We start from the raw sequence: 25,935 nt of genomic DNA, 5'->3' as shown, positions 1-25,935 counted from the left end.
CGACAGCCTTAGACTTTGCGCTGGGCGACGGCGTCAACAACACACAGCGCCGTCATGTTGACGATGCGGCGCACGGTGGCCGATGGCGTCAGAATGTGCACGGGCTTGGCGCAGCCGAGCAGGATCGGGCCCACGGCGATGCCGTTGCCGGCGGCCGTTTTCACCAGATTGTAGGCGATGTTGGCCGACTCGATGTTCGGCATGACGAGCAGGTTGGCGTCGTTTTTCAGTGCCGAATTGGGCATCAGTTTTTGACGCAGCTTGCTGTCGAGGGCCGTATCGCCGTGCATTTCGCCGTCGATTTCCAGGTCCGGCGCGCGTTCCTTGACGATGGCCAGGGCGGCGCGCATCTTTTGCGCCGAGGCGCTGTCGCTGGAACCGAAGTTCGAGTGCGACAGCAGGGCCGCGCGCGGCGACAGGCCGAAACGGGTCATCTCTTCGGCGGCCATGATGGTGATCTCGGCCAGCTGCTCGGCGTCCGGGTTTTCATTGACGTGCGTGTCGACCATCACCAGCTGGCGCTCCGGCATGATCAGCACGTTCATGGCGGCGTAGACATTGCTGCCGGCGCGCTTGCCCAGCACCTGGTCGATGTATTTCAGGTGCAGCTGGGTGGTGCCGAAGGTGCCGCAGATCATGCCGTCGGCGTCGCCCTTGTGGATCATCATCGAACCGATCAGGGTGTGGCGGCGGCGCATTTCCAGCTTCGCGTATTCCTCGGTGACGCCCTTGCGGCTCGTCATCGCGTAATACGTGTTCCAGTAATCGCGATAGCGCTCGTCGAAGTCCGGGTTGATGACGTCGAAGTCGACGCCTTGCTTGAGGCGCAGGCCGAACTTCTGGATGCGCGCTTCCAGCACCGGTGGACGGCCGACCAGGATAGGACGCGCCAGTTTTTCATCGACCACCACTTGCACGGCGCGCAGTACGCGCTCTTCTTCGCCTTCGGCGTAGACGATGCGTTTGAGTTCGGCCGGCGTGGATTTGGCCATCAGGAACAGCGGCTTCATGAAGGTGCCGCTGCGGTAGACGAATTGCTGCAGGCTGTCCGCGTACGCTTGCAAGTCCTTGATCGGACGCGTGGCGACGCCGGAATCCTCGGCCGCCTTGGCCACCGCTGGCGCGATCTTGATCAGCAGGCGCGGATCGAACGGCATCGGGATCAGGTATTCAGGACCGAACGACAGGTTGCTGATGCCATACGTGGTGGCCACGATGTCGGACTGCTCGGCATGCGCCAGGTCGGCGATCGCGTGCACGACGGCGATTTCCATTTCGCGCGTGATCGTCGTCGCGCCGCAATCGAGGGCGCCACGGAAGATGTACGGGAAGCACAGCACGTTGTTGACCTGGTTCGGATAGTCCGAACGGCCCGTGGCGATGATGGCGTCGCTGCGCACGGCCTTGACTTCTTCCGGCAGGATTTCCGGATTAGGATTGGCCAGCGCCAGGATCAACGGGTTCGGCGCCATCTTGCGCACCATGTCTTGCTTCAGCACGCCACCGGCGGAGACGCCGAGGAAAATGTCGGCGTCCGGGATGATCTCGGCCAGGGTGCGCAGCGGCGTGTCTTGCGCGAAGCGTTCCTTGTCCGGGTCCATCAGTTCCGTGCGGCCCTTGTAGACGACGCCGGCCAGGTCGGTGACGTAGATGTTTTTCAGCGGGAAGCCCAGGTCGACGATCAGGTCCAGGCAGGCCAGCGCCGCGGCGCCCGCGCCCGAGACGACCAGTTTGCAGTCCTCGATTTTCTTGCCGACGGCTTTCAGGCCGTTCAGGATGGCCGCGCCGACGATGATGGCGGTGCCGTGCTGGTCGTCATGGAAGACGGGAATCTTCATGCGGTCGCGCAGCTGGCGCTCGATGTAGAAGCACTCGGGCGCCTTGATGTCTTCCAGGTTCACGCCGCCGAAGGTCGGTTCCAGCGAAGCGATGATGTCGACCAGTTTGTCCGGGTCCGATTCGTTGATTTCGATGTCGAAGACGTCGATGCCGGCAAATTTCTTGAACAGCACGCCCTTGCCTTCCATCACCGGCTTGGCGGCCAGCGGACCGATATTGCCCAGTCCCAGCACGGCCGTGCCGTTGGTGATGACGGCCACCAGGTTGCCGCGCGCCGTGTATTTATAGGCGTTGGCCGGATCGATGACGATTTCTTCGCACGGTGCCGCCACGCCTGGCGAGTAGGCCAGTGCCAGGTCGCGCTGGTTGGTCAGTTGTTTGGTCGGCGTCACGCTGATTTTGCCGGGGCGCGGGCACTCGTGATACTCGAGTGCGGCCAAGCGCAATTGTTGACGCAATTCTTCTTTTTTATCAGATGACGAATCCATGCTGTGCTGCCTTCCTGTTTGGTCGATCGGGTGTTCCGGATTTTATCAGACCGATTCTTTCAATTAGCTAGGTATTTTCCGCTAGCCACAGTCTGATATCACGAAAACGCATAACCTAGCATTGTAAGGCCGTCCGGCGGCACAAACGTCCTCAACAGGAAAAACTATCAAATTTTATATTTCAATTAGTTTTTATGATCACTTACCGGGAGCGCGCCACAGCGGCAGCGCGGCGACGGCGCGCTCGATATCGTCCATGTCATCCGCGCCCAGGGTGTCGTCGAACGGCGCGGACAGGATGCGGCGCATCAGCGCCAGGCGCGTCGTCGCTTGCTGCGCGTCGATGAAGCGCGTTGTCTCCGCGCAATACTGCGCGCGGCGCTGGGCATCGGCGCCGTCATCATCGCCGTCGGGATAATAATGGCGGCCGATGTTATTGAGCGACATTAACAAAAATTCGATCTCGCGCAGGATGCGCAGCGCATCCTCGCCGGACAGCACGATGCGGCGGTTGGCGGGCAGCAGGGATGGCGGCGTGGCGCGACTATTCAAAATAGTCCTCGATCAGGAAGGCATAGTCGCCATCGATCAGCATTTGCAGATAAGCGTCGAAGCTGTCGGCGATGACCTGGTAATTGTCGGGGTCATGCAGGAAGCGCACGACCTGCCCGACCTTGCCCGACACCGTGGGCGTGAAATCGATATACAGCCGAGAGGAGCCGCCATTGTTCATGCAATGCGAAAAACACAGGCGCTGGCCTTGCTGGATACCGGCGTCGATGCGGGCGTCGACGATGCCGGGATCTTCCTCCAGGTAATGGCCGTAGATATCGGCGATGCTGCGCTGGTTCGCCTGCCCGTCCTGCAGGATCTGCTCGACGGAACTCAGGTAATACGGATACTCGAACACGTCCGAGCCCAGCATGTACACCAGCACCATGCCGCCCGCGTACTCCTGATAATAGGTGCCGTTGTACTGGCCCAGCAAGCGCAGAAGGCTGTCCGGGCACAGTGGATACGCGTGGCGCAAGCTGGCCAGTTGTGCCGCGCTGGCGCCGCTGGCCAGTGCCAGCTCCGCCAGCGGCTCTGGTGGCAAGGCCTGGCGCAATCCTGCCAAATAGTGGTCGACGATGTGCATGGGCGAAATATATCAGCTGCCGGCACACGGCACGCGCACCTTAGCGTGCATTGGCCAGCCGCGCCCCGGGCGCGAAGCGCACGGCGATCAGCAGCAGCACCACGACGCCGGCCGCCATCACCATCCACGCCTGGGCCAGGCTGGACGAGTGCTGGCGTATCAGGCCGGCGATGAACGGCATGCTGCTGGCGATGATGTAGCCGCCGCCCTGCACGAAACCGAGCAGTGCGCCGGCGCCGGCCGGCTCAACCACGTGGTCCATGCTGACGATCAGCGACAAGGGGAACAAAGCGCCGATGCCGCAGCCCAGCAATATCACGGCGGGCAACGCCAGTTGCGCGGGCGCCACAATCAGGCAGGCCAGGCCGCCCAGCACGGCCAGCAGGACGGCCAGCAACAGGATGCGGCGGTCGGGGAAACGGTGGATGACGCTGGAAATCACCAGTCCCGCCAGCACCTCCACGAGGGTCAGGCCACCGAGCAGCAAGCCGCTGTCGGCCGCGCTCCAGCCCAGCTCCGTATAAAACGGCGGCAGCCAGGCCAGCACCAGGGTGTACGCGCCCGTGCCGATGCCAAAGAACACCATCAGCAGCCAGGCGCGGCCACTGCCCACGGGCAGGCTGGCGCCCGCGCCGCTGGATACCTCCACGCGCGAAGCGGCTGCCCGGCGCCACAGCAGCGCGGCGGCAACGGCCGGCAGCGCCCACAGGGCTAGCAGCACCTGCCAGCCCAGCGATTGCGCCAACGGTGAAGCGGACGCCGCGGCAATGGCGGCGCCGCCCATGATGCCCGTCGTATAAAAGCCCATCAACTGGCCTGCCCGCTCGGGGAAATGGCGCTTGATGAAGGCGGGCAGCAAGGCTTGCACCAGCGCGATGCCCAGGCCGCCCAGGGCCGCCGTGGCGATCAGGCCGCCGCTGCCATGCAAGGGCCAGCGCAGCGCGCAGGCGGCAGCGATGATGGCGATGCCCAGCGAGATGCCGCGCGCCACGCCCAGCCGGCGCTGCAGCTGCGCGCCCGCCAGCGCGCACAGGCCCATGGCGAACACGGGCACGGTGGTCAGCAAGCCCGCATCGGCATTGCTGAGGCCCGTGCCGGCCTGAATACTGTCGAGCAAGGGGCCGATGGCGGCCAGGATGGGCCGCAAGTTCAAGCCCAGCAGGATGATGGCGGCCACCAGCAGGGCCGAAGAAGCTGAAGCAGAAAGGGATGCGGCAGGTCGGGCGGAAGGCATGGGATAGTCCTTGCCTCGCTGGGAGGCACATGGTTTAATGCGTCATCAAATATGACTCGATGAAAAGTATCTTAACATAAAGATAGAAATCTATCTTGAGGTCAAGATAAATGGATGCCCATGACAACTACCCCGCAAGAACACACGCGCGCGCAATTTGCCGCCGCACAATGGCAGCGCGAGCTGCCGCAGATGGACACGCGCGCCATGCAGCTGGTGGGCCAGTTGAGCACGGTGGCGCAGCTGATGGCGCGCGACTGGCTCAATCCGCTGTTCGCGGAGCACGGCTTGCAGCCGGGCGAATTCGACGTGCTGGCGACCTTGCGCCGCTCGGGCGCGCCCTACAGCCTGACGCCGACGGCCCTGTACGAAGCGGCCATGCTGTCCTCGGGCGGCATGACCAACCGCATCGACCGGCTGGAAGCGGCCGGCTGGATCGAGCGACAGAAGCACCCGACGGACCGGCGCGGCGTGCTGGTGGCCCTGACACAAAGGGGATTGGAATTGATAGAAAAGCTGGTGCTGCTGCACGTGGAGAACGAGCGCGCCATGCTGTCGGCGCTCAGCGCGGACGAGCAGCGCCAGCTCGACCAGTTGCTGGCCAAGCTGCTGCACGGCATGGCGCAGGCGAAGAAAGCCTAGGCGAACAGACTCGCCAGTTCGCGCAGCGCCGCATTGCCGCGCCGGGCCAGGCGCCGCAGTTCGGCAGGGTCGCGGCTGTCGTAGATGGCCTGGACATGGCGCGCGCTGGCCGCGCGCAAGTCGATATCGCTGTCGCGGTCCGGAAGCTGGGCATCGGCCACATGTCCCTCGACCAGGGTCAGGTAGTAATGGCGCGGCTTGCCACGCAAGTTGGCGCAAAACTGCAGCACCAGGCCGTTGTCGAACAGCAGGGCGCCGCTGCGGCCGCCTTGTTCCAGCAGCACGCGACACGCCGGCAAGGGCTGCCGCGCCGCGCGCAGAAAACCGGCCAGATGCACCTGATAACCGAGTTCCAGGCCATTCGCGCCCAGCTGGCCGCGCTGCAGATACACCTTGAACGACGCCGGCACGGGACGGCCGGCGCGGCGGAACAGGCGCGCATCTTCATACAGGCACAGCTGGTTGCCGTCGCTGATGGCGTCGAAGCCGCGCGCCGCCAGCTCCTGTGCCTCGAAGGTGCGCAAGCCGACGGCTTGCGGGTCGCGCAGCCAGCCGTGATCAAGCCAGGATTGCAACAGAACGTGAATATCGGGGAGGGGCATGGCAAGCTGTTCGGCAGTGGCAAAGGCGCCTATTGTATGCCAGCCTATAATAGCCGGGCCACACCCTCACTCAACGAACTGACCACGCCATGGCCCCACACGACGCGCTTTCCGAATTCGACCTGATCAAACAATATTTCGTTCGCCAGTGCCCCGGCCGCGCCACCCTGGGCATCGGTGACGATTGCGCGCTGATTACGCCCGGCGCCGGCAAGCAGATCGCCATCTCGTCGGACATGCTGGTCGAGGACCGGCACTTCTTTGCCGGCGCCGACGCCCGCATGCTCGGCCACAAAAGCCTGGCCGTGAATTTGTCCGACCTGGCCGCCATGGGCGCGCGTCCCGTGGCATTTACGTTGGCCCTGGCATTGCCGCAAGCGGAGCGCGCCTGGCTGGCCGGCTTTGCCGACGGCCTGTTTGCGCTGGCCGACGCCTTCGGCTGCGAATTGATCGGCGGCGACACCACCAGGGGCCCTTTGAATATCTGCATCACCGTGTTCGGCGAACTGGCGCCGGGCCAGGCCCTGCGCCGCAGCGCGGCCGTGGCGGGCGACGACATCTGGGTCAGCGGCACCTTAGGCGACGCGCGCCTGGCCTTGGCCGGCTACCGCAAGGAACAGGCATTGTCGCCAGCCGACCTGGCCATGGCAGGCGCGCGCATGCACACGCCGACGCCGCGCGTGGCGCTCGGCTGCGCGCTGGCCGAAGCGGGTCTCGCGCATGCGGCCATCGACATTTCGGACGGCCTGGTGGGAGATCTGGGCCACATCTTGAAAGCGTCACAGGTGGGCGCCACGCTCGACGTCGACGCCCTGCCGGCCGGCCCCGTGCTGGCGCAGCAGGAAACAGGCTTGCGCCGCCGCTACACGGCCGCCGGCGGCGACGATTATGAATTGTGCTTCACGGCGCCCGCTTCCTCGCGCGACGCCATCGCCGCCCTGGCGGCCAGCTGCGCCACACCAGCCACGCGCGTGGGCAGCATCGAGGCGCATGCGGGCTTGCGGCTGGTGGATGCGGCCGGGCAGCCGCTCGATCTGCAGCTGTCTTCCTTCGACCACTTCACCGATTGAGCTAGCGCACCGCCACCCGCGCCAGCCCCGGCTGGTTCACCATCCAGTAGTGCTGGAAGGCCAGGCGGATGTTGTCGCGCAACTGGGTGTCATCCCACGGTTTCGTATAGAAACGGTAGATGGCGCCCCGGTTGATCGAGTCGAGCACGGCTTCCAGGCCCGTGTAGCCGGACAGGATGATGCGGATGGTTTCCGGGTACAGCTCTTTCACCTTGCTGAGGAATTCCGTGCCGCTCATGCTCGGCATGCGCTGGTCGCAGACGATCACGTGGACCCTGTGCAGGGCCAGCATTTCAAACCCTTCGGCCGGCGTGCTGGCCGTCAGGATCTGGTAGCCCTCGGGACGGAACAGGCGGTGCAATGACGACAGCACGTTGACGTCGTCGTCGACGATGAGCAGCGTCTGCGCGGGCTGGGCGGCCGGGTCGTGGCCGGGCGGCAGACCGGCGCCGGCGACGATCATCTGTCCCAGTTCCAGCGCCGGCAGGGCGCGGCTGAAATAGAAACCCTGGATCTCGTCGCAGCGGTTGCGCCGCAGGTATTCGAGCTGCGGACGCGATTCCACGCCCTCGGCCACGACGCTCAGTTTCAGGCTGTGCGCCATGCTGACGATGGCCAGCGCGATGGCCGCGTCGTTCGGGTTGCTGGTGATGTTGCGCACGAAGGCGATGTCGATCTTCAGCTTGTCGATGGGGAAGCGCTGCAGATACGCAAGGCTCGAATAACCGGTACCGAAATCGTCGATGGCCACCTTCACGCCGATTTTCTTCAGTTTGCCCAGCACGACGATGGTGCGCTCGGCGTTCGACATCAGCGCCGTTTCCGTCAATTCCAGTTCCAGCAATTCCGGCGCCACGTTGTGATGCGCCAGCGCGCGCGTCACTTCGCCTTCCAGGTCGCCTTCGGCAAACTGGCGGCTCGACACATTCACGGCCACGTGCACGGGTCCCACTTCGCTGTCGCGCCAATCGGCGATCTGGCGGCAGGCGGCCTGGATCACCCAGGCACCCACGCGCACGATCAGCCCCGTGTCTTCCAGCACGGGCACGAATTCGGCCGGTGCCACCAGGCCGTAGCCGGGACGGCGCCAGCGCAGCAGCGCTTCCACGCCGCTGATGCGGCCCGTGCGCAAATCCACTTTGGGCTGGTAGTACAGGATGAACTGGTCGTGTTCGAGCGCATGGCGCAGCGCCAGTTCCAGGTCCAGGCGCGCCAGCACCTGTACGTTCATGCCGGCCGTGAAAAAGCGGTAGCCGTCGCGGCCCGCCTGCTTGGCGCCGCCCATGGCCGTATTCGCGTATTTGATCAGGGTTTCCGGGTCGGTGGCGTCGTCCGGATACATGGCGATGCCGATGCTGGCCGTCAGGGTGGCCGCATGGCCGCGCAAGTCGAATGGCGCCCTCAGGGCTTCGCGCACCTGGTTGGCCACGGCGACGGCTTCCTGCTGGTTGCGGCTCATCGTCAATATCAGCGCGAATTCGTCGTTGCCCAATCGACCCACCGTGTCGCGCAGGCGCACGCATTCGACGAGGCGGTTGCTGAACTGGCGCAGCAATTCGTCGCCCAGCGCCGCGCCCAGGGTGTCGTTGATGCTTTTAAAACGGTCGAGCGCGATGAACAGCACCACGATGCGCCAGCTTTTCTCTTGCGCCAGTTCCACGGCCTGGGCCAGGGTCTGGTAGAACAGGCTGCGGTTCGGCAGTCCCGTCAAGCCATCGTAATGGGCCAGGTGCTTGAGGCGCTCCTGCGCCTGGCGCCGCTCGCTGATGTCGCGCGCCACGGCGATCAGCAGCAGGCCGCCCGCGCCAGGGGTGCCAGAATAGCCGCCCGTCACGGGCGCTTGCGCATACCAGTGCCAGCCCAGTTCCACGGGGATCAGGCTCAGGTCGCGCCGCACCAGTTCGCACTCCGTCACTTCCGTGGCCAGATGGGCCGCGCCGCCCGGCAGCGCGGCCAGCGGCGGGGCCGGCGGCGATGGCAGCAAGGTGCCCGGCGCCAGCGCCAGCAGTTCGGTGCGCGCATAGCCAAGCAAACGGCAAGCGCCGTCGTTGACGTCGACCAGCGTCATGCCCAGCACGTCGACGAGGAAGATGGCGTCCGTGGTGGCATCCATGGCGCCGCGAAAGCGCTGCAGTTCGGCCGTGCGCTGGCCCACCGTGCGTTCGAGCAGGGTGTTGTAGTGGCGCGCGGCGCGGTGCAGCAGCCGCACTTCGAGCATGTTGCGGATGCGCGTGAGCACCTCGAGCGCGTCGAAGGGCTTGCTGATGAAGTCGCGCGCGCCCGCTTCCAGCGCCGCCAGCTTGGCGTCCGGGTCGGCCGCGATCACCAGCACGGGCAGGTAGCCTTCCAGTTCCAGCGGGCGCAGGGCATCCATCACCTCGTAGCCGCTCATGCCGGGCATCACCAGGTCGAGGATGATCAGGTCGAACTGGTGGCGCTGGTGCAGGCCAGCCACGGCGCGCGCGTCGAGGGTGCTGGTGATGGCCGTGTAGCCGCCGCTTTGCAGCAAATGCTCGAGCAGGCGCAGATTGACTTCCTGGTCATCGACGAGGAGAATTTTCGCCGCGTATATATCGGCCTGGCTGATCATGGCGCGCCCGTTCCCTTCTGCCGGCGCTGCTGCGCCACATAGGCCAGGGTGCTGTTGATCGCCTCGGTAAATTCATCGAGGTTGATCGGCTTGGTCAGATAGCGGTAGAAGCCCAGCGCCATGCTGCGCTCGACGTCGCCCGGCATGGCGTTGGCCGTCAGGGCGATGACGGGAATGTGCGCCGTGCGCGGATCGGCGCGCAGCAGTTTCAGCGCGTCCGTGCCGTTCACGTTCGGCAGATTGATGTCCATCAGGATCAGCTGCGGCAGGTGCGTGCGCGCCATTTCCACGCCCAGGCGGCCGTCGGTGGCCGTCAGCAGCTTCAATTGCGGGCAGTAGCGCACGATTTCCTCGACCAGGGTCAGGTTGGCGGGATTGTCTTCCACGTACAGCAAGGTCACGGGGGCGCTGTGATCGAGCAGCGCCCCGGCCAGGTCCGGCCGCGGCAAGGCGGGTGCCGCAGGCATGGGCAAGGCATCGACCACGCGCAGCTCGATCCAGAAGGTGCTGCCCTCGCCGGGTGCGCTGGTCACGCCGATGCTGCCATCCATCAGCTCCACCAGGCGCTTGGTGACCACCAGGCCGATGCCGCTGCCTTCTTCCGTGCCGCCCTCCTGCCCCAGCCGGTTGAACGGCTGGAACAGCAGCGCCACCTGCTCGCCGTCGAGGCCCACGCCCGTATCGCGCACGCTGATGCGCACCCGGCCGCCCGCCTGCGGCGCGCAATCGATGGCCACCTGCCCCTGCTCGCGGTTGTACTTGAGCGCATTCGATAACAGGTTCAACAGGATTTGCTTGAGGCGCGTGCGGTCGGCCAGCACGTTCAGGGGGCAGGCGTCGGGGAAGGTCATGCCGATGCCGCGCTGGCTGGCCAGCGGCGCGATCATGTCGCGGCATTCCTGCAAGATGGCGTCCAGACCCACCGGTTCCAGCGACAGGCTGACCGTGCCTGACTCCACCTTGGCCAGGTCGAGGATTTCATTGATCAGTGTCAGCAGGTGGCGCCCCGATTTCAGGATATGCCCGGCGAACTCCTTCTTTTGTTCCAGGGTCGACGGCAGGCGGTCGGAACTGAGGATTTGTGCGAAGCCCAGGATGGCGTTGAGCGGCGTGCGCAATTCATGGCTCATCGACGACAAAAACGCCGACTTGGCGTAGTTGGCGCTGCGCGCCTCTTCCATCGCCATGGCCAATTCGCCATTCGTCATTTCCAGCTGCATCGTGCGCTCGTGCACGCGCACTTCCAGTTCCTGGTTCAGGCGCATGACTTCCTGCTGCGCCTCGGTGCGCTGCTCGCCTTCGCGCGCCAGCTCGCCGTTCGAGCGCTCCAGCGCCTGCGTGCGCAGCTCGATCTCGGCCAGCATCTTGTTGAAGGAATCGACCAGCTGCGCCACTTCGTCGACGCTGAGCTTGCGCGCGCGGCGCGAATAATCGCCCGTCTCGATCACTTCGCGCGCCACGTCGGCGATGTCGAGGATCGGCTGCGTGATGACGAAATCGAGGCGGCGCAGCAGCAGCAAGGCCACCAGCAGCGCCAGCACCGTCACGCCCAGCGCGATGGCCAGGTAATCGGCCGTGCGGCCGGCCAGCTCGTAATCGGCGCGCAGATACACGGTGCCCAGCAATTCGCCATTGTCGACGATGGGCTTGAACAATTCGACGGATTTGCCCGCGATGCTGACGCCTTCCTGGCCCGCCTTCGCCGGCAGCTCGCCCACGTGCTGATGCGCACGGTAGCTGGCAAACAGGCTGCCGTCGGCCTTGTACAGGGCGCCGGCCGTCACGCGCGGACGGATGCGCATCAAATTGAGGTTTTCCAGCGCCAGGCGTTCGTCGTCGAAGGCCAGCGCGGCCGAACTCATATGCCCGAGCAGCTCGGCCTGGGTACTGATGTCGGCCACCAGGTTGCGGTGGTAGGCACGCAAGTCGTAGACGACGATGGTGCCCAGCGAAATGACGAGCGCCACCAGGGTGGTCAGCAAGACCACCGACATCAGCTTGTGGCGGATGGAACGCAGTCTGATCATCTAGGCGCCCCCAGTCTGCACGCGGTAGGCGGCCAGCAGCATGCGCGCGCTGATGCGGATATGCGCCTGCGCCACGGGTTTCAAGGCCACGTCGAAGCGGACCTTGTCTTCGGCCATCACAAAATTGATCATGCTGCCCATCGCGTAGACCTCATCCGAATCGGACACCGTCAGCAACGCCAGGCCACGGCTGGCGGCCAGCATTTCCTGCAGCGCCGTTTTCTCCAGCGCGCCCAGGTACAGCACGTGCAGCCCGGCCAGCGCTTCGCCGCGGCGTACTTTCTTCACCTGCACGGCACGGCCGTTGACGCTATGCCCGGCCACGCTCTGTTCGAGCTGCTCGGCCAGCGCATCGGCGCCCGCCACGCCGATCACCAGCGGCGAGTCGGGCCGGGCAAAGCTGCCGTCGGGCCATTCGACATAGCCGGCGAACTTGTACAGATACCCGGCCTTGACCTGGCGTTCCAGCTCCCCCGGCACCTGCGATCGCGCATCGGCGCACAGCACGCCCAAAAGCAGCAATAGCCAGCCCCAGCGCAGGGAACGGCAAGCGGCGCCGCGCGCGGGGCGGCGCAAGGGGCCAGGATGACGCCACCAGGTCCAGTTCAGAATTACCATGACAACCGAGTAAAGATAATGCATACGAAGGCGCGGCACCATGCCGCTTGCCTGTTCGAGCGATGCGCACCTGGGTGGCGCAGCGACAGAGCGCCTGCCGGCCCGAAGTGGTAGCAAATGTATAAAAGAGTGTACGCATTTTCGCTGGTACCGGGGAAAGTTTCTTTTGCCGTCGGCCATGCTACAGTCTTGCCACCATTTTCACCGCATGCAGGAGTCATCCATGAGCAAGGAACTCGTCCCCCTCTCCACCGCAGTCGGCCTGGCCTTGCAGGCGAAAGGCCTGCTGCTGGCCACGGCCGAATCGTGCACGGGCGGCGGCGTGGCGCAGGCCGTCACCGATATCCCGGGCTCGAGCGCCTGGTTCGAACGGGGTTTCGTTACGTACTCCAACGGGGCCAAGAGCGGCATGCTGGGCGTGCCTGCCGAACTGATCGCCGCACACGGCGCCGTCAGCGAGGAAGTGGCCGCCGCCATGGCGCAAGGCACCCTGGCCCACAGTGCAGCCCAGGTGGCGGTCTCGACCACGGGCATCGCCGGCCCCACGGGCGGCGTGCCGGGCAAGCCCGTCGGCACCGTCTGCTTCGGCTGGGCCATGGACGGGCGCGTGCAGACGCAGCGGCTCGTGTTTGCCGGCGACCGCCAGGCCGTGCGCGAGCAGGCCGTGGCGCACGCGCTGCGCGAACTGCTGCGCTTTATCCAGTAGCGTCGGCGATGCAGGCGCGGTCGCGGCCCGCCTGCTTGGCCGCATACAGCGCGCTGTCGGCGCGCATCAGCAATTCGTGGCGGCCGGCGCCGTGGCGCGGATATTCGGCGATGCCGGCCGAAAAGGTGCAGCCCGTCAAGCTGTGCGGCGCCTGCTGGATCAGCAACTGGCGGTAGCGCGCGGCGATATCGTCGATCTTGTGCGCCGCGATGAGGCTGTCGGCTTCGCGCAACAGCAGGCAGAATTCCTCGCCGCCATAGCGGCAGACCATATCGGTGCCGCGCAGCTGGCCTTCCACCAGGCGCGCGAACTGGATCAGCACTTCGTCGCCAAAGTTGTGCCCGTAGGTATCGTTGACGCGCTTGAAAAAATCCAGGTCGATGATGGCGATGGCCACGGGCGCATCCGCGTCGGCCTCGTGCAGGATGGCATTGAGGCAGGTTTCAAAATGGCGGCGGTTGTACAGGCCCGTCAGGTGGTCGCGCATGGCCTGCTCCTTCAGGCTGTCCTGCAGGGAATTGACGTGCAGGATCTGGTGCGCCAGTTCGCGGTTCAGGTGTTCGAGCTTGACGTTTTCCGATTCGCGCGCCGCCTGCAGCTCCAGCGCCTTGTCGCGCTCGGCCTTCAGGCTGTGCATTTCCTTTTCCAGATTGCGCATCAGGCTGCGCGACGCGCGCGCCGACTTGCTGCTGGCCTCGTACGCGGCCTGGTATTGCTGCAGGAAACCATACGCGGCCTGCCATTCGCCCAGCTGGGCATTGATGTCGGACAAGCCGCGCAGGATCTGCTGCTGGTGAAACGGATTGCGCGTCCAGCTCAGCAGGCTGTGCGCCTGCGTCAGGGACGCCAGCGCCTGCGCCGTCTGGCCCGCGTGCAAGTCGAGCTTGCCGCGCACCAGCCACGCATGCATCTGCTCTTCCAGGTCCTGGCCCCGGCGCGCGTACTCTTCGGCCCGCAACAGCAGTTGCAGGGCACTGTCGGGCTGGCGTAACAGGATCGCGGCGTGGGCGGCAATGCAGAAAAGAAAGGCGCGCACGGCCAAGTCTTCTTCCGGCCACTCGTAATATGGTTCCACCAGCGCCAGCGCCTCGGCCGGCTTGCCCGTGGCCAAGAAACACATGGCCAGGTTGGCCGACACGATGGTTTGCTGGTATTTGAGCTTTTGCGTGCCGATGATTTCGAGCGCCTCGACCAGCAGGGGAATCGCGTCTTCATCGTTGCCCAGGTCATGCTGCGACGACGCAAGGTTTGACAGGCTGTTGACCCGGTGCGCGGGGCTGCCGAAGCGCTCGGCGATGTCCAGCGCCAGCAGGAAATTGCGCGGGCCGTCCTGCGTATCGCCACGGTTCAGGGCATCGACGCCCAGGCGCGCGTACAGCATGAATTTGTGCAGCGAGTCGGGTATCTGCGCGGCCTGGCTGCGCGCCTGCAGGAAATGCTGCTCGGCATCGGCAAAATCGCCGCGCCGGCTCGCATACGCGCCCTGCAGGGCGGCCACTTCCATGCCCCCTTCCAGGTCGCCGCTGTGCTGGAAATACGCGCCCAGGCGCTCGCATGACGGTTCGGCCTCGCCCGCGTAATACGCGAGCCAGCAATGATTGAGTTCCGCATACGCACCGCCGCGCGCATACTGTTGCCGTTGCGCCGCCGCCAGCGCCATCTGCGCCAGCCGGCGCGCCTGGCGGCGGTTGCCGACCAGGCAAGACAGGGCTTGCTGATTCAGACGGTCAATGTCGGCTTTATCGAGACTGGAGATCGGCACTGCGTCCTCGTTCACACTCTGGGGTGGATTTTTCACACAAAACTTGCTCTACATCAATGGTATCCTGATTAACATCATAACCAGATTCGCTGTTCCGCATGGCATATTTGCAAAGGATTGTGGTAAAAATGCCAGTCGCCGCTGTCACGGATCTTTGATTGTCACTGACGCAACAACTTGGAGTAGTCGCAATGCAAAACACGGTACATTTCATCCTGCAGGGCAAGGGCGGCATCGGCAAGACCCTCGTCTCGACCCTGCTGGCCCAGTGGATAGGCGGCAAGGACGACACGCCTTTGCGCTGCTATGACACCGATCAGGAAAACGCCACGTTCTCGCGCTACAAGGCGATGAACGTCAAGCACGTGCCCGTGATGACGGATGCGCGCAACATCGACCCGAAACGCTTCGACGCGCTGATGATCGACATTCTCGACACGGACGGCAACTGCGTGATCGACAATGGCGCGAACACGTTTTCGCCGCTGATGGGCTACCTGCTGGAAAACGACTGTTTTTCGCTGCTGGAAGAATCGGGCCGCAAGGTCTACATCCACACCATCGTCGGCGGCGGCGATACCTTGCACGACACGGCCACGGGTTTTGTCGCGACAGCCCAATCGACGAAGGTGCCGCTGGTGCTGTGGCAAAACGAACACTTCGGCCTGCTGCAATCGGCGTCCGGCAAGCAATTCGTCGAATCGCAGTCGTACAGCGACAACCGCGCGCGCGTGAAAGGCAGCATCACTCTGAGCCAGCGCAATCCCGACACCTTTGGCGCGGACGTCAAGAAAATGAACACGGCGCGCCTGACGATGCAGGAAGTACTGCAGAACGACAAGTTCAACATCATGGAAAAGCAGCGCATCAAGGTCGTCTACCGCGACATCTTCGAACAGCTCGACAAGGTGCAGTGGTAGATGGACCAGCACAAACTGCGCAGCCACGTGTTCGACAAGACGGGCATCAAGGTCGACGTCGATGACCCGATATTCGCCCTCGTGGCGCTGAACGAAGCCGTGCTGGCGGAAACCGTCGAGCGCCAGCTGGCCCTGCTCGACGCCGCCACGCAGGCGCTGGCGGTCCAGGCGCGCGCGGCTGGCGGCTTGCCTGCGGCCGTGCCCCAGCCTGCGCCGCAAGCGCCCCTGTCCGCCGCTTGGTTTTCTCCGCGCGAATGGCGCTTGCTGGGCGCGGCGGCCATCGTCTCCGTCGCCTGCGCGCTGCTGGTGCTGGGCGGCGCGGCCCTCCTGTATAAACTGTAGCACCGGCCGTAGTAACGACCGTAGCACCGTCGCGCTGCGCCAGCCACGAGCGAGCCGCAGCGTCTTCTCCACCCATCCCTGGAAGCATGCATGAAACCGATCAAACTGCTGGCCCTCCCCGCCCTGTTGCTGTCGCTGTACGGCGCCCCGCTCACCCTCGCCCATGTCGCCGATGCCGCCGTCACGACAGGGGCGACGTCCGTGCCCCATATCGCCTACGAAAAATACACTTTGCCGAACGGCCTCGACGTGATTCTCGTGGAAGACCATAAATTGCCCGTCACGGCCGTCAACATCTGGTACCACGTGGGACCGGCGAATGAAGCGCCGGGCCTGACGGGCTTTGCGCATTTGTTCGAGCACATGATGTTTGCCGCCACCAAGCACGTGCCGCGCGGCATGGCCGACCAGTTGCTCGAAGGCGCGGGCGCCACCGATTCCAACGGCAGCACGGATTTCGACCGCACCAATTATTTCGACACGGTGCCGTCGAACCAGCTGGAACTGGCCCTGTGGACGCATTCCGACCGCATGGGCTATCTGCTCGACGTGCTCGACCAGACGGCGCTGACGAACCAGCAGGACGTCGTGCGCAACGAGCGCCGCCAAAGCGTGGAGAATGCGCCGTACGGCATCGTGCAGGAAGCGCTGTACCACCAGCTGTTTCCCAAGACCCACCCGTATTACGCCAGCGTCATCGGTTCGCACGCGGACATCCAGAACGCGAAGCTGGCCGACATCAAGGATTTCTTCAGCAAATACTATGGGCCCAACAATGCCAGCCTCGTGATCGCGGGCGACATCGACAAGGCGAAGACCAAGGAACTGGTCAATAAATACTTCGGCAGCTTCAAGAGCGGCCCGGCCGTGCCGAAACCGAATGTCGTGACGCCGCCCATCACGCAGGAACGCCGCATCGTGGTACAGGACCGGGTCGAGTTGCCGCGCGTCTTCATGGCCTGGCTGACGCCGTCCGCCTACACCAGGGACGACGCGGAACTGTCGATGGCCGCGCACATCCTGGCCGGCGGCAAGTCCAGCCGTTTATATAAATCCCTCGTGTACGACAAGCAGATCGCGCAGGACGTGGGCGCCAGCCAGGGCTCGAACGCTCTCACGTCGATTTTCACCATCGACGCGACGGCGCGCCCGGGCCGCAAGCCCGAGGAAATCGAGCAAGCCTTGCAGGCGGAGCTGGAACAATTGCGCGCCAAGGGCCCGACCGAGAAGGAACTGGAACGCGCGCGCAACAGCATCGAGACGAGCATGCTGAGCCAGGTGGAAAAAATGGGCGGCCACGGCGTGGCCAACTTGCTCAACGAATACAACCAGTACGTGGGCGACCCCGGCTACCTGGCCAAGGATATCGAACGCTACCGCCAGGTGACGGCGGCTGGCGTGCAGCGCGCCGTCGACCAGTACCTGAAGAACCAGTCGCGCGTGGTGGTCTATGGCGTGCCCGGCACGCCGGACCTGGGCGCGGAAGTGCCGACGCCGGCGCCGGGCAAGGTCAAGCCTGCGCCTGGCACGGCCATCAATGCGGACGAACCATGGCGCAATGCCGTGCCGAAGGCCGGTCCCGCACCGAAGATTGTTTTACCGCAAGGAAAATCGTTCACCCTGGCGAACGGCCTGACCGTGATCCACCACTACAACGGGGCCGTGCCGCTCGTGTCCAGCCAGCTTGTGGTGAAAAGCGGCTCGGGCGCCAATCCGCTGGCGCAGCCGGGCTTGTCGAGCTTTACGGCGCAATTGCTGCAGGAAGGCACGGCCACGCGCAGCGCGCCGCAGATCGCCGACGACGTGGCGCAGCTGGGCGCGCTGCTCAATACCGGCTCCGGCGTGGATGCCTCGTTCGCCCAGCTGACGTCGCTCAAAGCGACGTTCCCGCAAGCGCTCGACGTGCTGGCCGACGTGGTGCTGCATCCGCAATTCCCGCAGGAAGAAGTCGAGCGCCAGCGCGCCAGCCGCATCGGCGAACTGGCGCAGCAGCGCGAAAACGCGGGCGCGGTGGCGGCCAGAGTGGAAGCGGCGGCGCTGTATGGCCCGCAGCATCCGTATGGCTACATTCAGCTGGGCACGGAAGCGGCGCTGAAAGCGGCCAGCCGCGCCGACTTGCAAGGTTTCTGGCAGCAGCATTACCTGCCGAACAATGCGGCGCTGATCGTTTCGGGTGATATCGGCGAGGCGGAATTGAAGGCGCTGGCCGAAGCGAAGTTTGGCAGCTGGAAGGCAGGCACGGTGGCGCCATCCGTGGCCGCAGCGCCGCAGACGACGAAGGCAAAATTGATTTTGGTCGACAAGCCAGGCGCGCCGCAAACGGCCGTGCGTCTGTCGACCATCGCCGTGCCGCGCGCCACGCCTGATTACGCACCGCTGCAAGTGATGAACGCGGCGCTGGGCGGCTTGTTTACCAGCCGCCTGAACACCAACTTGCGCGAAGAAAAGGGCTACACCTATGGCGTGCGTTCGCAATTCCAGTACCGCAATCAGCCTGGACCGTTCTCGATTGCCGCCAGCGTGCGCACCGATGTGACGGGCCCGGCCGTATCGGAAACCGTCAGGGAAATCCGCGCCATGATCGCAAAACCCTTGCCTCGCCAAGAACTGGCGAATGCGCGCAACTCGCAAGTGCTGTCCTTGCCCGGCCAGTTCGACACGAATGCCAGCATCAGCGCCAGCATGGCCAACACGTATATCTACGGCCTGGGCCTCGACTACTACACGACCTTGCCGCAGCGCTTTGCCAGCGTGACGGACAAGCAGGTGCAGCAGGTGGCGAAGAAATACCTGCAGCCGGAAAAGCTGATCGTCATCGGCGTGGGCGACAAGGCGAAGATCGCTCCGCAATTGTCGAAGCTGAAGCTGGCGCCCGTCGAATTGCGCGACGCGGAAGGTAACGTCAAGTAATCAGGATTAGCGGCGCTTGAACAGCGCCGCTTGATCCACCAGCGCCGCGATCGCCACGCCCGCCGTGTAGGCGATCAGGTCGACCCAGCCGAAGGCGGAGCCCAGCACCAGGTGTCCCAGCGGATGCGCGCGCAACGCGACGATCCACGGCGCCTGGTATAGCTGGCCGAATTCCACGGCAAAGCAGATCAGCAAGGCCGTCAGCGCCAGCTGCCACGTGCGCATGCGCGTGGCGACAATGCCCAGCGCAAAGACGATCATCATGGCCCACAGGGCGTCGCCCGGATACTTGCCGAGCGCGGCAGGGACGAATTGGGGAAAGGCGCGCGAGGCCAGGCCCAGCGCGATGACAGCCACGGTTGCGCCCACCTGCAGCAGGCGGCGGCGTTCAGGTTTTACCAGGAACATATTTCCATTCAAAGGCACAATACGGGCCGAACCATTGCGGCCCGTCCGATATTGTACTGCGCGGCCGTGCCTGCCTGTAGCCTAATGCGCTTGGACAACCTCAGCCCAGCTCGACGTGCTGCGCCAGGAAATCGAGAAACACGCGCACGCGCAGCGGCACATGCCCGCCTTGCCCCACGAACACGGCATGCACTTCCTCGCTGTCGCCGGGATTGCACTCTTCCAGCACGGCCTGCAGCTGGCCAGCCGCGATATCGGATCGCACCTGGAAGGCGGCCAGGCGCGCCAGTCCCAGCCCCGCCAGCGACAGTTGCCGCAAGGCTTCGCCATCGCTGGCCTGTGCATTGCCCGTGACCGGCACGACGATGTCGCCCTCGGGCAGGCGCAGCGGCCAGCCCGAGCGGGCGCGCGCGTAATTGGCGTCGAGCAAGTTGTGCGCGGCCAGCTCGGCAGGCGTCAACGGCGTGCCGCGCCGCGCCAGGTAGGCTGGCGATGCCACGATGACCATGCGCGTCTGGCCCAGCTTGCGCGCCAGCAGGCTGGAGCTTTTCAATGGCCCCGCACGCACGGCCACGTCCGTGCGCTGCTCGAGGATATCGACGACGGCGTCCGTGAGCACGATGTCGAGCGTCACCTCCGGATAGCGTTCGAGAAACAACGGCGCCAGCGGCAACAAGAAATGCTGGCCGAAGGGCACGTTCGCATTGACCTTGATTCTGCCGCGCGGCACATCCTGCACGCCGGCGCAGCGCTCCGCCTCGTCCAGCGCCGCCAGCACGTGCTGTCCCCGTTCGTACAGGCCGCAACCCTCGGCCGTCAGCTGCAGCTGGCGCGTGGAGCGGTTCAGCAGGCGCGCGCCCAGGCGCTCTTCGAGCCGCGAGACGAGCTTGCTGACGGCCGACGGCGTCATGCCGCAAGCGCGCGCGGCGGCGGAAAAGCCGCCCAGCTCGACCACGCGCACGAACACTTCCAGCTCGCCGGAGCGGTTCACTTCCAATCTGGCCATTGTGAATTCAACTCATAAATGTTCTTCGATGAGATAGTCTAGTGCATAAATGGCTTTGCTTTCATCATGCTGACATTCCCCTTGATGAAGCGAGCCGCCATGCAACGATTGTCCCTCTTCCCCGCCATCCTGCTGAGCCTGGCGCTGAGCACTAGCCCCGTCCAGGCAGCCAATGGCGATACCTCCTGGCTGGCCAGCTGGACGGCCAGCCCCCAAGCCGTGTGGAGCAGCGATTTCCTGTTCCCCAGCAATGTGCCCGCCGTGCTGCACGGGCACACCGTGCGCCAGGTGGCGCGCCTCAGCGTGGGCGGCCCGCGCGTGCGCATCGTGCTGTCGAATGCGTATGGCAAGGTGCCGCTACGCATCGGCGCGGCCACCGTGGCGCTGGCCTCTTCCGGTTCGGCCATCGAAGCGGGCAGCCTGCGCACGCTGACGTTTTCCGGCCAGCCGGCGGCCAGCGTGGCGCCGGGCGCGCCGCTCGTCAGCGACCCCGTCGACCTGTCCGTGCCGGACCTGGCTCGCCTGACGGTGAGCATCCACCTGCCGCAAGCCAGTCCCGTCTCCACGTTTCACTGGGATGGGCGCGAGACGGCGTGGATCGCCCCGCAGGACCAGACGCGGGCCGCGCGCATCGATGACGCGCCTGGCATGCAGACCACCACGGCGCGCCTTTTACTCAGTGCGATTCAGGTGGAGGCGGCGCCGGGGGCGCAAGCCGTGGCCATCCTCGGCGATTCAATTACCGATGGCGCCACTGCCGGCCTGGGGATGGATGCGCGCTGGCCCGATTTCCTGGCCAAGCGTCTGGCGCCGCACGGCGTGTCCGTGATCAATGCGGGCATTTCCGGTGCGCGGCTGTTGTCCGATGGCATGGGAGACAATGCCCTGGCCCGTTTCGAGCGCGACGTGCTGGCGCAACCAGGCGTGCGCACGGTGATCGTCTTGTTGGGAATCAATGACATCAGCTGGCCCGGCACGGCGTTTGCACCACGGTCAAAACGGCCGACGTTGGAGGAGTTAACAAACGGCTACACCCAACTGGTCGCCCAGGCACGCAGCCGCGGCGTGCGCGTGATCGCTGCCACCCTGACGCCGTTCGCCGGCGCCCTGCCCGGCACGCCCTTGAGCAACTATTATCAGCCGGAAAAAGATGCGCTGCGCCAGCAATTGAATGCGTGGATACGCGCCAGCGGCAGCTTTGATGCAGTGCTCGACTTCGACGCGTTGGCGCGCGACCCTGCGCACCCGCTGCGCCTGCTGCCCGCTTACGACTCGGGCGACCACCTGCACCCGGGCGACGCAGGCAACCGGGCGCTGGCGGAAGGGACAGATCTGTCCCTACTATTTACAAATCAGTCGCCCAAGCCCGCGTACAAAGCCGTGCTCAGGTAGCGCTCGCCGAACGACGGGATGATGGTGACGATGTGCTTGCCCGCGTTTTCCGGACGGCGCGCCACTTGCAGGGCAGCCCACAGGGCGGCGCCCGACGAGATGCCGACCAGCAAGCCTTCATCGCTGGCGGCCAGGCGCGCCGTGGCGAAGGCGTCGTCGTTCTTGACGCAAATGATTTCGTCGTAGATGGCCGTGTTCAAAATCTGCGGCACGAAACCGGCGCCGATGCCCTGGATCGGGTGCGGTCCCTTGGTGCCCTTCGACAGCATCGGCGACGCTTCCGGTTCCACGGCGATCACTTGCAGGCCGGGCTTGCGTTCCTTCAGCACTTCGCCGATGCCGGTAATCGTGCCGCCCGTGCCCACGCCGGCAACGACGATGTCCACTTGCCCATCCGTGTCGCGCCAGATTTCCTCGGCCGTCGTGGCGCGGTGGATGGCGGGATTGGCGGGATTGTTGAATTGCTGCAGCATCAGGTAGCGCGGGTCGGCCGCCACCAGTTCCTCGGCCTTGCGGATGGCACCCAGCATGCCTTCGCTGCCGGGCGTAAGCAGCAGCTCGGCGCCATAGGCGCGCAGCAGGATGCGGCGTTCGCGGCTCATGGTGTCGGGCATGACGAGGGTGCAGCGGTAGCCGCGCGCGGCGCATACCATGGCCAGCGCGATGCCCGTGTTGCCGCTGGTGGGCTCGACGATGACGGTATCGGAATGGATCTTGCCTGCGGCTTCCGCGGCGACGATCATGGCCAGGCCGATGCGGTCCTTGACGCTGTGCGCGGGATTGTAGAATTCGAGTTTGGCCAGGATGGTGGCCACACTGCCGGCGGCGATGCGGTTGATGCGCACCAGGGGGGTGTTGCCGATCAGTTCAGTGACGTCGTTGGCGATGTTCATGGGGGTGGTCTCCACAGCAATTTCAGGAGAACCCAGTCTACCGCGTTTCAGAGCGTAAATGGCGGCGGCGCGGGCATGCGCCGCCGCCAAACTGAACAATTACTTCACGTCCAGCAATTCCACGTCGAAGATCAGTGCCGAGTTCGGCGGAATGTCGCCATTGCCGGCGCCGCGCGGGCCGTAGGCCAGTTCGCCTGGAATGATCAGGGTGCGCTTGCCGCCCACTTTCATGCCGGCCACGCCCTGGTCCCAACCCTTGATGACCATGCCCTTGCCGAGCGGGAAGTCAAACGGGCCACGACCGACGGAGCTGTCGAACTTCTTGCCGCGCGAATCTTTCGCCAGCGGACGGTAGAGCCAGCCCGTGTAGTGCACGGTGACGTTACTGCCGACGGACGCTTCCTTGCCCGTGCCGACCTTGTTGTCGATCAGGATCAATTTATCGGCGACAGGGCCGGGGCTCAGCGAGACGGCCGAGGCGGGAACAGGCGCTGGCGCCTGTGCCTGCGCCAGCGACGCGGCGACGGAGCAGATCAGGGCAAACAAAACGGAGCTACGCGTCATGATGTATTCTTTCAGTGAGTTTCGGTAAGATCCCTGCCAGTGCAAGTGGGCAGGGAACGTCAATAATAGCAAACCGCCGCAACGATAGGAAAAACTTGTCGCCCGATACACACTGCCCCCGCCTGTTTTACGCACTGTGGCCCGATGCGGCCACGCGCGCGGCCCTGGCCGCCTGGCAGGCGCGCCTGGAAGGCAAACCCGTGCGTCCGGACAAGCTGCACCTGACCCTGGCCTTCCTGGGCCAGCGCCCGGCCAGCGACCTGCCGCCCCTGCTGGACATTCTGGCGCACACACCGGCGCATCCCATGCCCCTGCTGTTCGATCACGCCAGCCATTTTACGAAGCTGGCGCTGGCCTGGGCCGCCCTGGCGCAGCCGTCGCCCGCCCTGCTGGACTTGCGCGCGGCCTGCATGCGTAACTTGGCGGAACAGGGACTGGCGCCCCGCTTCGAGCACGACCGTTTTACGCCGCACGTGACCCTGGCGCGCCAAGCGCCGCCGCCGGCCATCGGGGACTTCGCGCCCATCGCCTGGCTGGCGGACGAGCTGGTGCTGGTGGAATCGCTCAAGAGCAGCGGCGACTACCGCATCCTGGCCAGCAGGAAATTAAGCTAGGCGGCGTCCGGTATCGACACGGGCACCTCGGACAATTTGTCCTGGCGCAAGCTTTTCAGCGCATGCGCAGCCGCCACCATGCCGAAGCTGGCCGTCACCACCACGCTGGAACCGAAGCCGGCGCAGTTCAGGCCCGTCACGCCGGCGGGCGCGCCGCCATCGATGGCGCACGCTTCGGCGCTCTCGGGCGTGCTCAACGGTTCCATGGAAAACACGGCGTCGACATTGAATTTGTTTTTCACGCCACGGGGAAAACCATATTCGGTACGCAACAGTTTGCGTACTCGCTTGAGCAGCGGTTCCTGTTCCGTTTTCGACAGGTCGCGCACGGCGATCAGGGTCGGGTCCGTCTGCCCGCCCGCGCTGCCGATGGTCAGCATGGGAATGTTGCGCGCGCGGCAATATGCGATCACGGCCGCTTTCGCCTTGGCATTGTCGATGGCATCAACGAGGTAGTCGAAATCGCGCCCGCCCAGCAGTTGGTCCAGATTATCGGGGGTAATAAAATCCTCGATCTGCGTGACCTGGCAAAACGGATTGATCAGCTCGATGCGTTCGGCCAGGGCCGTGATCTTGGCCTGGCCAATGGTGTCGCTCATGGCCTGGATCTGGCGGTTGATGTTCGATTCGGCAACATTGTCGAGATCGATCAGGGTCAGGCGGCCGATGGCGCTGCGCGCCAGCGCTTCGACGATCCAGGAACCGACGCCGCCCACGCCGATCACACACACATGGGCGGCGCGGAAACGCTCCAGCGCGGGCGCGCCGTACAGGCGGGCGATGCCGCCGAAACGCCGCTCAAAATCGATCTCGGTCAAGTCCATGGAAATTAGTTCATTGGTGGAGGTATGCATGGCGCCATTTTAACGGACACTGCGCTGACGGATATTCTAAAATAGCCGAATTGACACAGCGACAAGCCGCACTGTCGCCACGCCCCCACACCGCCCACCACGAGAACTCGCCATGACCTCTCCCCTGTTCGACTCCGTTCCCGGCTTTGACCAGCCCATCGCCGTGCTCAAGCATTGTCACGACAAGATCCGCAAGCAGCTGACGACCCTGCAAAAACTGCTGGGCCATTTGGCGCAGCACGGCAACACGGCGGATGCGCAGCAGGCGGCCAAGGCGGTGTTGCAATATTTCAATAAAGCCGCCCATCTGCACCATGACGATGAAGAGCAGGACTTGATGCCGATGCTGCAAGCGACCGCCACGGGCGACGATGCCGCCCTGCTGACGACCCTGGTGCCGGAAATCCTGGCCGACCACCAGCGCATGGACCAGGCCTGGCTGACCCTGCGCCCGGAACTGGACGCGATCGCGGCCGGTACGGGCACGCAGCTGTCCGCCGATGGCGTGGCCGCCTACGTTGCCGCCTACCATGCCCATATGAGCAAGGAAGAGGGCCAGCTGGCGCCCATGGCCAAGCGCCTGTTCAGCGCGCAGCAGATGGAGCAGCTGGGCACGGCCATGCAGCGCCGCCGCGGCATCGCGCCCGATCTGCCAGAAGTGGCGGACGCGGCCGCCGTGCTGGCCGCCATGCGCACCGATTACGTCCAGTCCAGCCTGAGCGAGACGGACGTGCTGGCCGATCCCATCGCCCAGTTCCAGAAATGGTTTGCCGAGGCCGTCAACGCGCAAGTGATGGAGCCGAACGCCATGGACTTGTCCACCGTCAGCCCTGATGGCAAGCCCAGCTCGCGCATCGTGCTGATCAAGCAGTTCGACGAGCGGGGCTTTACCTGGTACACGAATTACCACAGCGACAAGGGCCAGCATCTCGAACACAACCCGCACGCGGCGCTGCTGTTCTTCTGGCGCGAGCTGGAGCGGCAAGTGCGCATCGAGGGCACGGTGGTAAAAACCACGGCGGCCGAGAGCGACGAGTATTTCAATGTGCGTCCCCTGCAAAGCCGGCTGTCGGCGATTGCCTCGCAGCAAAGCGCGCCCATCGACAGCCGTGCCGCGCTGGAAAGCAATTACGAAGCCGTGGCCGCCGCCGTTGGCGACGCGCAGCCGCCGCGCCCGGCCCACTGGGGCGGCTACCGCCTGCAGCCGGAGCGCATCGAATTCTGGCAGGGGCGCCGTTCGCGCTTCCACGACCGCATCGTGTTTACGCGCGGTGCCGACGGGCAATGGAGCATGCAGCGCTTGCAACCGTAAGCAG

General features: G+C 64.8%; 23 protein-coding genes. 9 read left to right on the top strand and 14 right to left on the bottom strand.

What is annotated here, in order from left to right; genetic code table 11:
* Positions 1-8: 8 nt before the first annotated feature.
* The 4 genes from JAB6_RS01280 to JAB6_RS01265 form a co-directional block, all read right to left on the bottom strand.
* Positions 9-2,327 (bottom strand): NADP-dependent malic enzyme, encoded by a 2,319-nt coding sequence (locus JAB6_RS01280; protein WP_070301084.1) that lies wholly within the window; start codon positions 2,325-2,327, stop codon positions 9-11.
* 198 nt (positions 2,328-2,525) lie between these two features.
* On the bottom strand, positions 2,526-2,879 hold the full coding sequence (locus JAB6_RS01275) for a hypothetical protein (protein WP_217494592.1): 354 nt from the start codon (positions 2,877-2,879) through the stop codon (positions 2,526-2,528).
* Positions 2,872-3,465, bottom strand: a complete 594-nt coding sequence (locus JAB6_RS01270) for an SMI1/KNR4 family protein (RefSeq protein ID WP_070301083.1) — start codon at positions 3,463-3,465, stop codon at positions 2,872-2,874. The genes JAB6_RS01275 and JAB6_RS01270 overlap by 8 nt, the downstream gene beginning before the upstream one ends.
* A 40-nt stretch (positions 3,466-3,505) precedes the next feature.
* Complete coding sequence (locus tag JAB6_RS01265; protein WP_070301082.1) at positions 3,506-4,699, bottom strand: MFS transporter; 1,194 nt, start codon at positions 4,697-4,699, stop codon at positions 3,506-3,508.
* Positions 4,700-4,819: 120 nt separating this feature from the next.
* Between JAB6_RS01265 and JAB6_RS01260 the strand changes: the two genes are divergently transcribed.
* Positions 4,820-5,341: a MarR family winged helix-turn-helix transcriptional regulator gene (locus tag JAB6_RS01260; protein WP_070301458.1), complete on the top strand. Its 522-nt coding sequence runs from the start codon at positions 4,820-4,822 to the stop codon at positions 5,339-5,341.
* Here the strand turns inward: JAB6_RS01260 and JAB6_RS01255 are convergent.
* Positions 5,338-5,943, bottom strand: a complete 606-nt coding sequence (locus tag JAB6_RS01255) for a hypothetical protein (RefSeq protein ID WP_139143240.1) — start codon at positions 5,941-5,943, stop codon at positions 5,338-5,340. The genes JAB6_RS01260 and JAB6_RS01255 overlap by 4 nt on opposite strands.
* 89 nt (positions 5,944-6,032) lie before the next feature.
* On the opposite strand from JAB6_RS01255, the gene thiL reads away from it, so the two are divergent.
* Positions 6,033-7,013: a thiamine-phosphate kinase gene (thiL, locus tag JAB6_RS01250; RefSeq protein WP_070301080.1), complete on the top strand. Its 981-nt coding sequence runs from the start codon at positions 6,033-6,035 to the stop codon at positions 7,011-7,013.
* A gap of 1 nt (position 7,014) precedes the next feature.
* Here thiL and JAB6_RS01245 read toward each other — a convergent pair whose 3' ends face one another.
* The 3 genes from JAB6_RS01245 to JAB6_RS01235 are packed head-to-tail and all read right to left on the bottom strand — an operon-like array spanning position 7,015 to position 12,248.
* Positions 7,015-9,603 (bottom strand): EAL domain-containing protein, encoded by a 2,589-nt coding sequence (locus JAB6_RS01245; RefSeq protein WP_034746182.1) that lies wholly within the window; start codon positions 9,601-9,603, stop codon positions 7,015-7,017.
* Positions 9,600-11,630 (bottom strand): ATP-binding protein, encoded by a 2,031-nt coding sequence (locus JAB6_RS01240; protein WP_070301079.1) that lies wholly within the window; start codon positions 11,628-11,630, stop codon positions 9,600-9,602. The genes JAB6_RS01245 and JAB6_RS01240 overlap by 4 nt, the downstream gene beginning before the upstream one ends.
* Positions 11,631-12,248 (bottom strand): YfiR family protein, encoded by a 618-nt coding sequence (locus JAB6_RS01235; protein WP_175444472.1) that lies wholly within the window; start codon positions 12,246-12,248, stop codon positions 11,631-11,633. It abuts the gene before it with no gap.
* A 223-nt stretch (positions 12,249-12,471) separates the two neighbouring features.
* On the opposite strand from JAB6_RS01235, the gene JAB6_RS01230 reads away from it, so the two are divergent.
* Entirely contained in the window at positions 12,472-12,954 is a 483-nt protein-coding gene (locus JAB6_RS01230; protein ID WP_070301078.1) for a CinA family protein, read from the top strand.
* On the opposite strand, the gene JAB6_RS01225 is transcribed toward JAB6_RS01230, so the two are convergent.
* Positions 12,944-14,716 (bottom strand): GGDEF domain-containing protein, encoded by a 1,773-nt coding sequence (locus JAB6_RS01225; protein ID WP_254671410.1) that lies wholly within the window; start codon positions 14,714-14,716, stop codon positions 12,944-12,946. The genes JAB6_RS01230 and JAB6_RS01225 overlap by 11 nt on opposite strands.
* Positions 14,717-14,907: 191 nt before the next feature.
* On the opposite strand from JAB6_RS01225, the gene JAB6_RS01220 reads away from it, so the two are divergent.
* From JAB6_RS01220 to JAB6_RS01210, 3 genes are all read left to right on the top strand, one after another.
* Positions 14,908-15,636, top strand: coding sequence for a hypothetical protein (locus JAB6_RS01220; protein WP_034746168.1), 729 nt, complete (start codon positions 14,908-14,910; stop codon positions 15,634-15,636).
* A complete protein-coding gene (locus JAB6_RS01215; RefSeq protein ID WP_070301076.1) occupies positions 15,637-15,978 on the top strand; it encodes a hypothetical protein in 342 nt (113 codons plus the stop codon).
* A 90-nt stretch (positions 15,979-16,068) separates the two neighbouring features.
* Positions 16,069-18,888 (top strand): pitrilysin family protein, encoded by a 2,820-nt coding sequence (locus tag JAB6_RS01210; RefSeq protein ID WP_070301075.1) that lies wholly within the window; start codon positions 16,069-16,071, stop codon positions 18,886-18,888.
* A gap of 6 nt (positions 18,889-18,894) precedes the next feature.
* Here the strand turns inward: JAB6_RS01210 and JAB6_RS01205 are convergent, their stop codons facing one another.
* Positions 18,895-19,296: a DUF2809 domain-containing protein gene (locus tag JAB6_RS01205; protein WP_070301074.1), complete on the bottom strand. Its 402-nt coding sequence runs from the start codon at positions 19,294-19,296 to the stop codon at positions 18,895-18,897.
* A 100-nt stretch (positions 19,297-19,396) separates the two neighbouring features.
* The gene (locus JAB6_RS01200) at positions 19,397-20,302 is read right to left on the bottom strand and encodes a LysR family transcriptional regulator (RefSeq protein WP_070301073.1); all 906 of its coding nucleotides are present in this window, start codon (positions 20,300-20,302) and stop codon (positions 19,397-19,399) included.
* 99 nt (positions 20,303-20,401) lie between these two features.
* Between JAB6_RS01200 and JAB6_RS01195 the strand changes: the two genes are divergently transcribed.
* Positions 20,402-21,694, top strand: a complete 1,293-nt coding sequence (locus JAB6_RS01195) for an SGNH/GDSL hydrolase family protein (protein ID WP_254671409.1) — start codon at positions 20,402-20,404, stop codon at positions 21,692-21,694.
* On the opposite strand, the gene cysK is transcribed toward JAB6_RS01195, so the two are convergent.
* Together cysK and JAB6_RS01185 are read right to left on the bottom strand one after the other, a co-directional pair.
* The gene (gene cysK, locus JAB6_RS01190; RefSeq protein ID WP_070301072.1) at positions 21,655-22,587 is read right to left on the bottom strand and encodes a cysteine synthase A; all 933 of its coding nucleotides are present in this window, start codon (positions 22,585-22,587) and stop codon (positions 21,655-21,657) included. The two genes, JAB6_RS01195 and cysK, sit on opposite strands and share 40 nt — an antisense overlap.
* A gap of 99 nt (positions 22,588-22,686) precedes the next feature.
* Entirely contained in the window at positions 22,687-23,151 is a 465-nt protein-coding gene (locus JAB6_RS01185) for an FKBP-type peptidyl-prolyl cis-trans isomerase (protein WP_034746152.1), read from the bottom strand.
* 95 nt (positions 23,152-23,246) lie between these two features.
* On the opposite strand from JAB6_RS01185, the gene thpR reads away from it, so the two are divergent.
* A complete protein-coding gene (gene thpR, locus JAB6_RS01180) occupies positions 23,247-23,765 on the top strand; it encodes an RNA 2',3'-cyclic phosphodiesterase (RefSeq protein ID WP_070301071.1) in 519 nt (172 codons plus the stop codon).
* Here the strand turns inward: thpR and JAB6_RS01175 are convergent.
* Complete coding sequence (locus tag JAB6_RS01175) at positions 23,762-24,619, bottom strand: ThiF family adenylyltransferase (protein ID WP_070301070.1); 858 nt, start codon at positions 24,617-24,619, stop codon at positions 23,762-23,764. The two genes, thpR and JAB6_RS01175, sit on opposite strands and share 4 nt — an antisense overlap.
* A gap of 112 nt (positions 24,620-24,731) precedes the next feature.
* Between JAB6_RS01175 and pdxH the strand changes: the two genes are divergently transcribed.
* Positions 24,732-25,931, top strand: a complete 1,200-nt coding sequence (gene pdxH / locus JAB6_RS28270; RefSeq protein WP_083292465.1) for a pyridoxamine 5'-phosphate oxidase — start codon at positions 24,732-24,734, stop codon at positions 25,929-25,931.
* The last annotated feature ends 4 nt before the right edge of the window (positions 25,932-25,935 follow it).

Source organism: Janthinobacterium sp. HH104 (genome assembly GCF_001758715.1).
Classification (GTDB): Bacteria; Pseudomonadota; Gammaproteobacteria; order Burkholderiales; family Burkholderiaceae_D; genus Janthinobacterium; species Janthinobacterium aestuarii.
The sequence above is the reverse complement of the archived record's forward strand: the minus strand, read 5'-3'. Positions and strand labels throughout refer to the sequence as shown.

Coding starts and splice junctions, on each gene's coding strand:
- JAB6_RS01280 (WP_070301084.1), bottom strand. CDS start 2,327: ATGGATTCGTCATCTGATAAAAAAGAAGAATTGCGTCAACAATTGCGC.
- JAB6_RS01270 (WP_070301083.1), bottom strand. CDS start 3,465: ATGCACATCGTCGACCACTATTTGGCAGGATTGCGCCAGGCCTTGCCA.
- JAB6_RS01265 (WP_070301082.1), bottom strand. CDS start 4,699: ATGCCTTCCGCCCGACCTGCCGCATCCCTTTCTGCTTCAGCTTCTTCG.
- JAB6_RS01260 (WP_070301458.1), top strand. CDS start 4,820: ATGACAACTACCCCGCAAGAACACACGCGCGCGCAATTTGCCGCCGCA.
- JAB6_RS01255 (WP_139143240.1), bottom strand. CDS start 5,943: ATGCCCCTCCCCGATATTCACGTTCTGTTGCAATCCTGGCTTGATCAC.
- thiL (WP_070301080.1), top strand. CDS start 6,033: ATGGCCCCACACGACGCGCTTTCCGAATTCGACCTGATCAAACAATAT.
- JAB6_RS01245 (WP_034746182.1), bottom strand. CDS start 9,603: ATGATCAGCCAGGCCGATATATACGCGGCGAAAATTCTCCTCGTCGAT.
- JAB6_RS01240 (WP_070301079.1), bottom strand. CDS start 11,630: ATGATCAGACTGCGTTCCATCCGCCACAAGCTGATGTCGGTGGTCTTG.
- JAB6_RS01235 (WP_175444472.1), bottom strand. CDS start 12,248: ATGGTAATTCTGAACTGGACCTGGTGGCGTCATCCTGGCCCCTTGCGC.
- JAB6_RS01230 (WP_070301078.1), top strand. CDS start 12,472: ATGAGCAAGGAACTCGTCCCCCTCTCCACCGCAGTCGGCCTGGCCTTG.
- JAB6_RS01220 (WP_034746168.1), top strand. CDS start 14,908: ATGCAAAACACGGTACATTTCATCCTGCAGGGCAAGGGCGGCATCGGC.
- JAB6_RS01215 (WP_070301076.1), top strand. CDS start 15,637: ATGGACCAGCACAAACTGCGCAGCCACGTGTTCGACAAGACGGGCATC.
- JAB6_RS01210 (WP_070301075.1), top strand. CDS start 16,069: ATGAAACCGATCAAACTGCTGGCCCTCCCCGCCCTGTTGCTGTCGCTG.
- JAB6_RS01205 (WP_070301074.1), bottom strand. CDS start 19,296: ATGTTCCTGGTAAAACCTGAACGCCGCCGCCTGCTGCAGGTGGGCGCA.
- JAB6_RS01200 (WP_070301073.1), bottom strand. CDS start 20,302: ATGGCCAGATTGGAAGTGAACCGCTCCGGCGAGCTGGAAGTGTTCGTG.
- JAB6_RS01195 (WP_254671409.1), top strand. CDS start 20,402: ATGCAACGATTGTCCCTCTTCCCCGCCATCCTGCTGAGCCTGGCGCTG.
- cysK (WP_070301072.1), bottom strand. CDS start 22,587: ATGAACATCGCCAACGACGTCACTGAACTGATCGGCAACACCCCCCTG.
- JAB6_RS01185 (WP_034746152.1), bottom strand. CDS start 23,151: ATGACGCGTAGCTCCGTTTTGTTTGCCCTGATCTGCTCCGTCGCCGCG.
- JAB6_RS01175 (WP_070301070.1), bottom strand. CDS start 24,619: ATGCATACCTCCACCAATGAACTAATTTCCATGGACTTGACCGAGATC.
- pdxH (WP_083292465.1), top strand. CDS start 24,732: ATGACCTCTCCCCTGTTCGACTCCGTTCCCGGCTTTGACCAGCCCATC.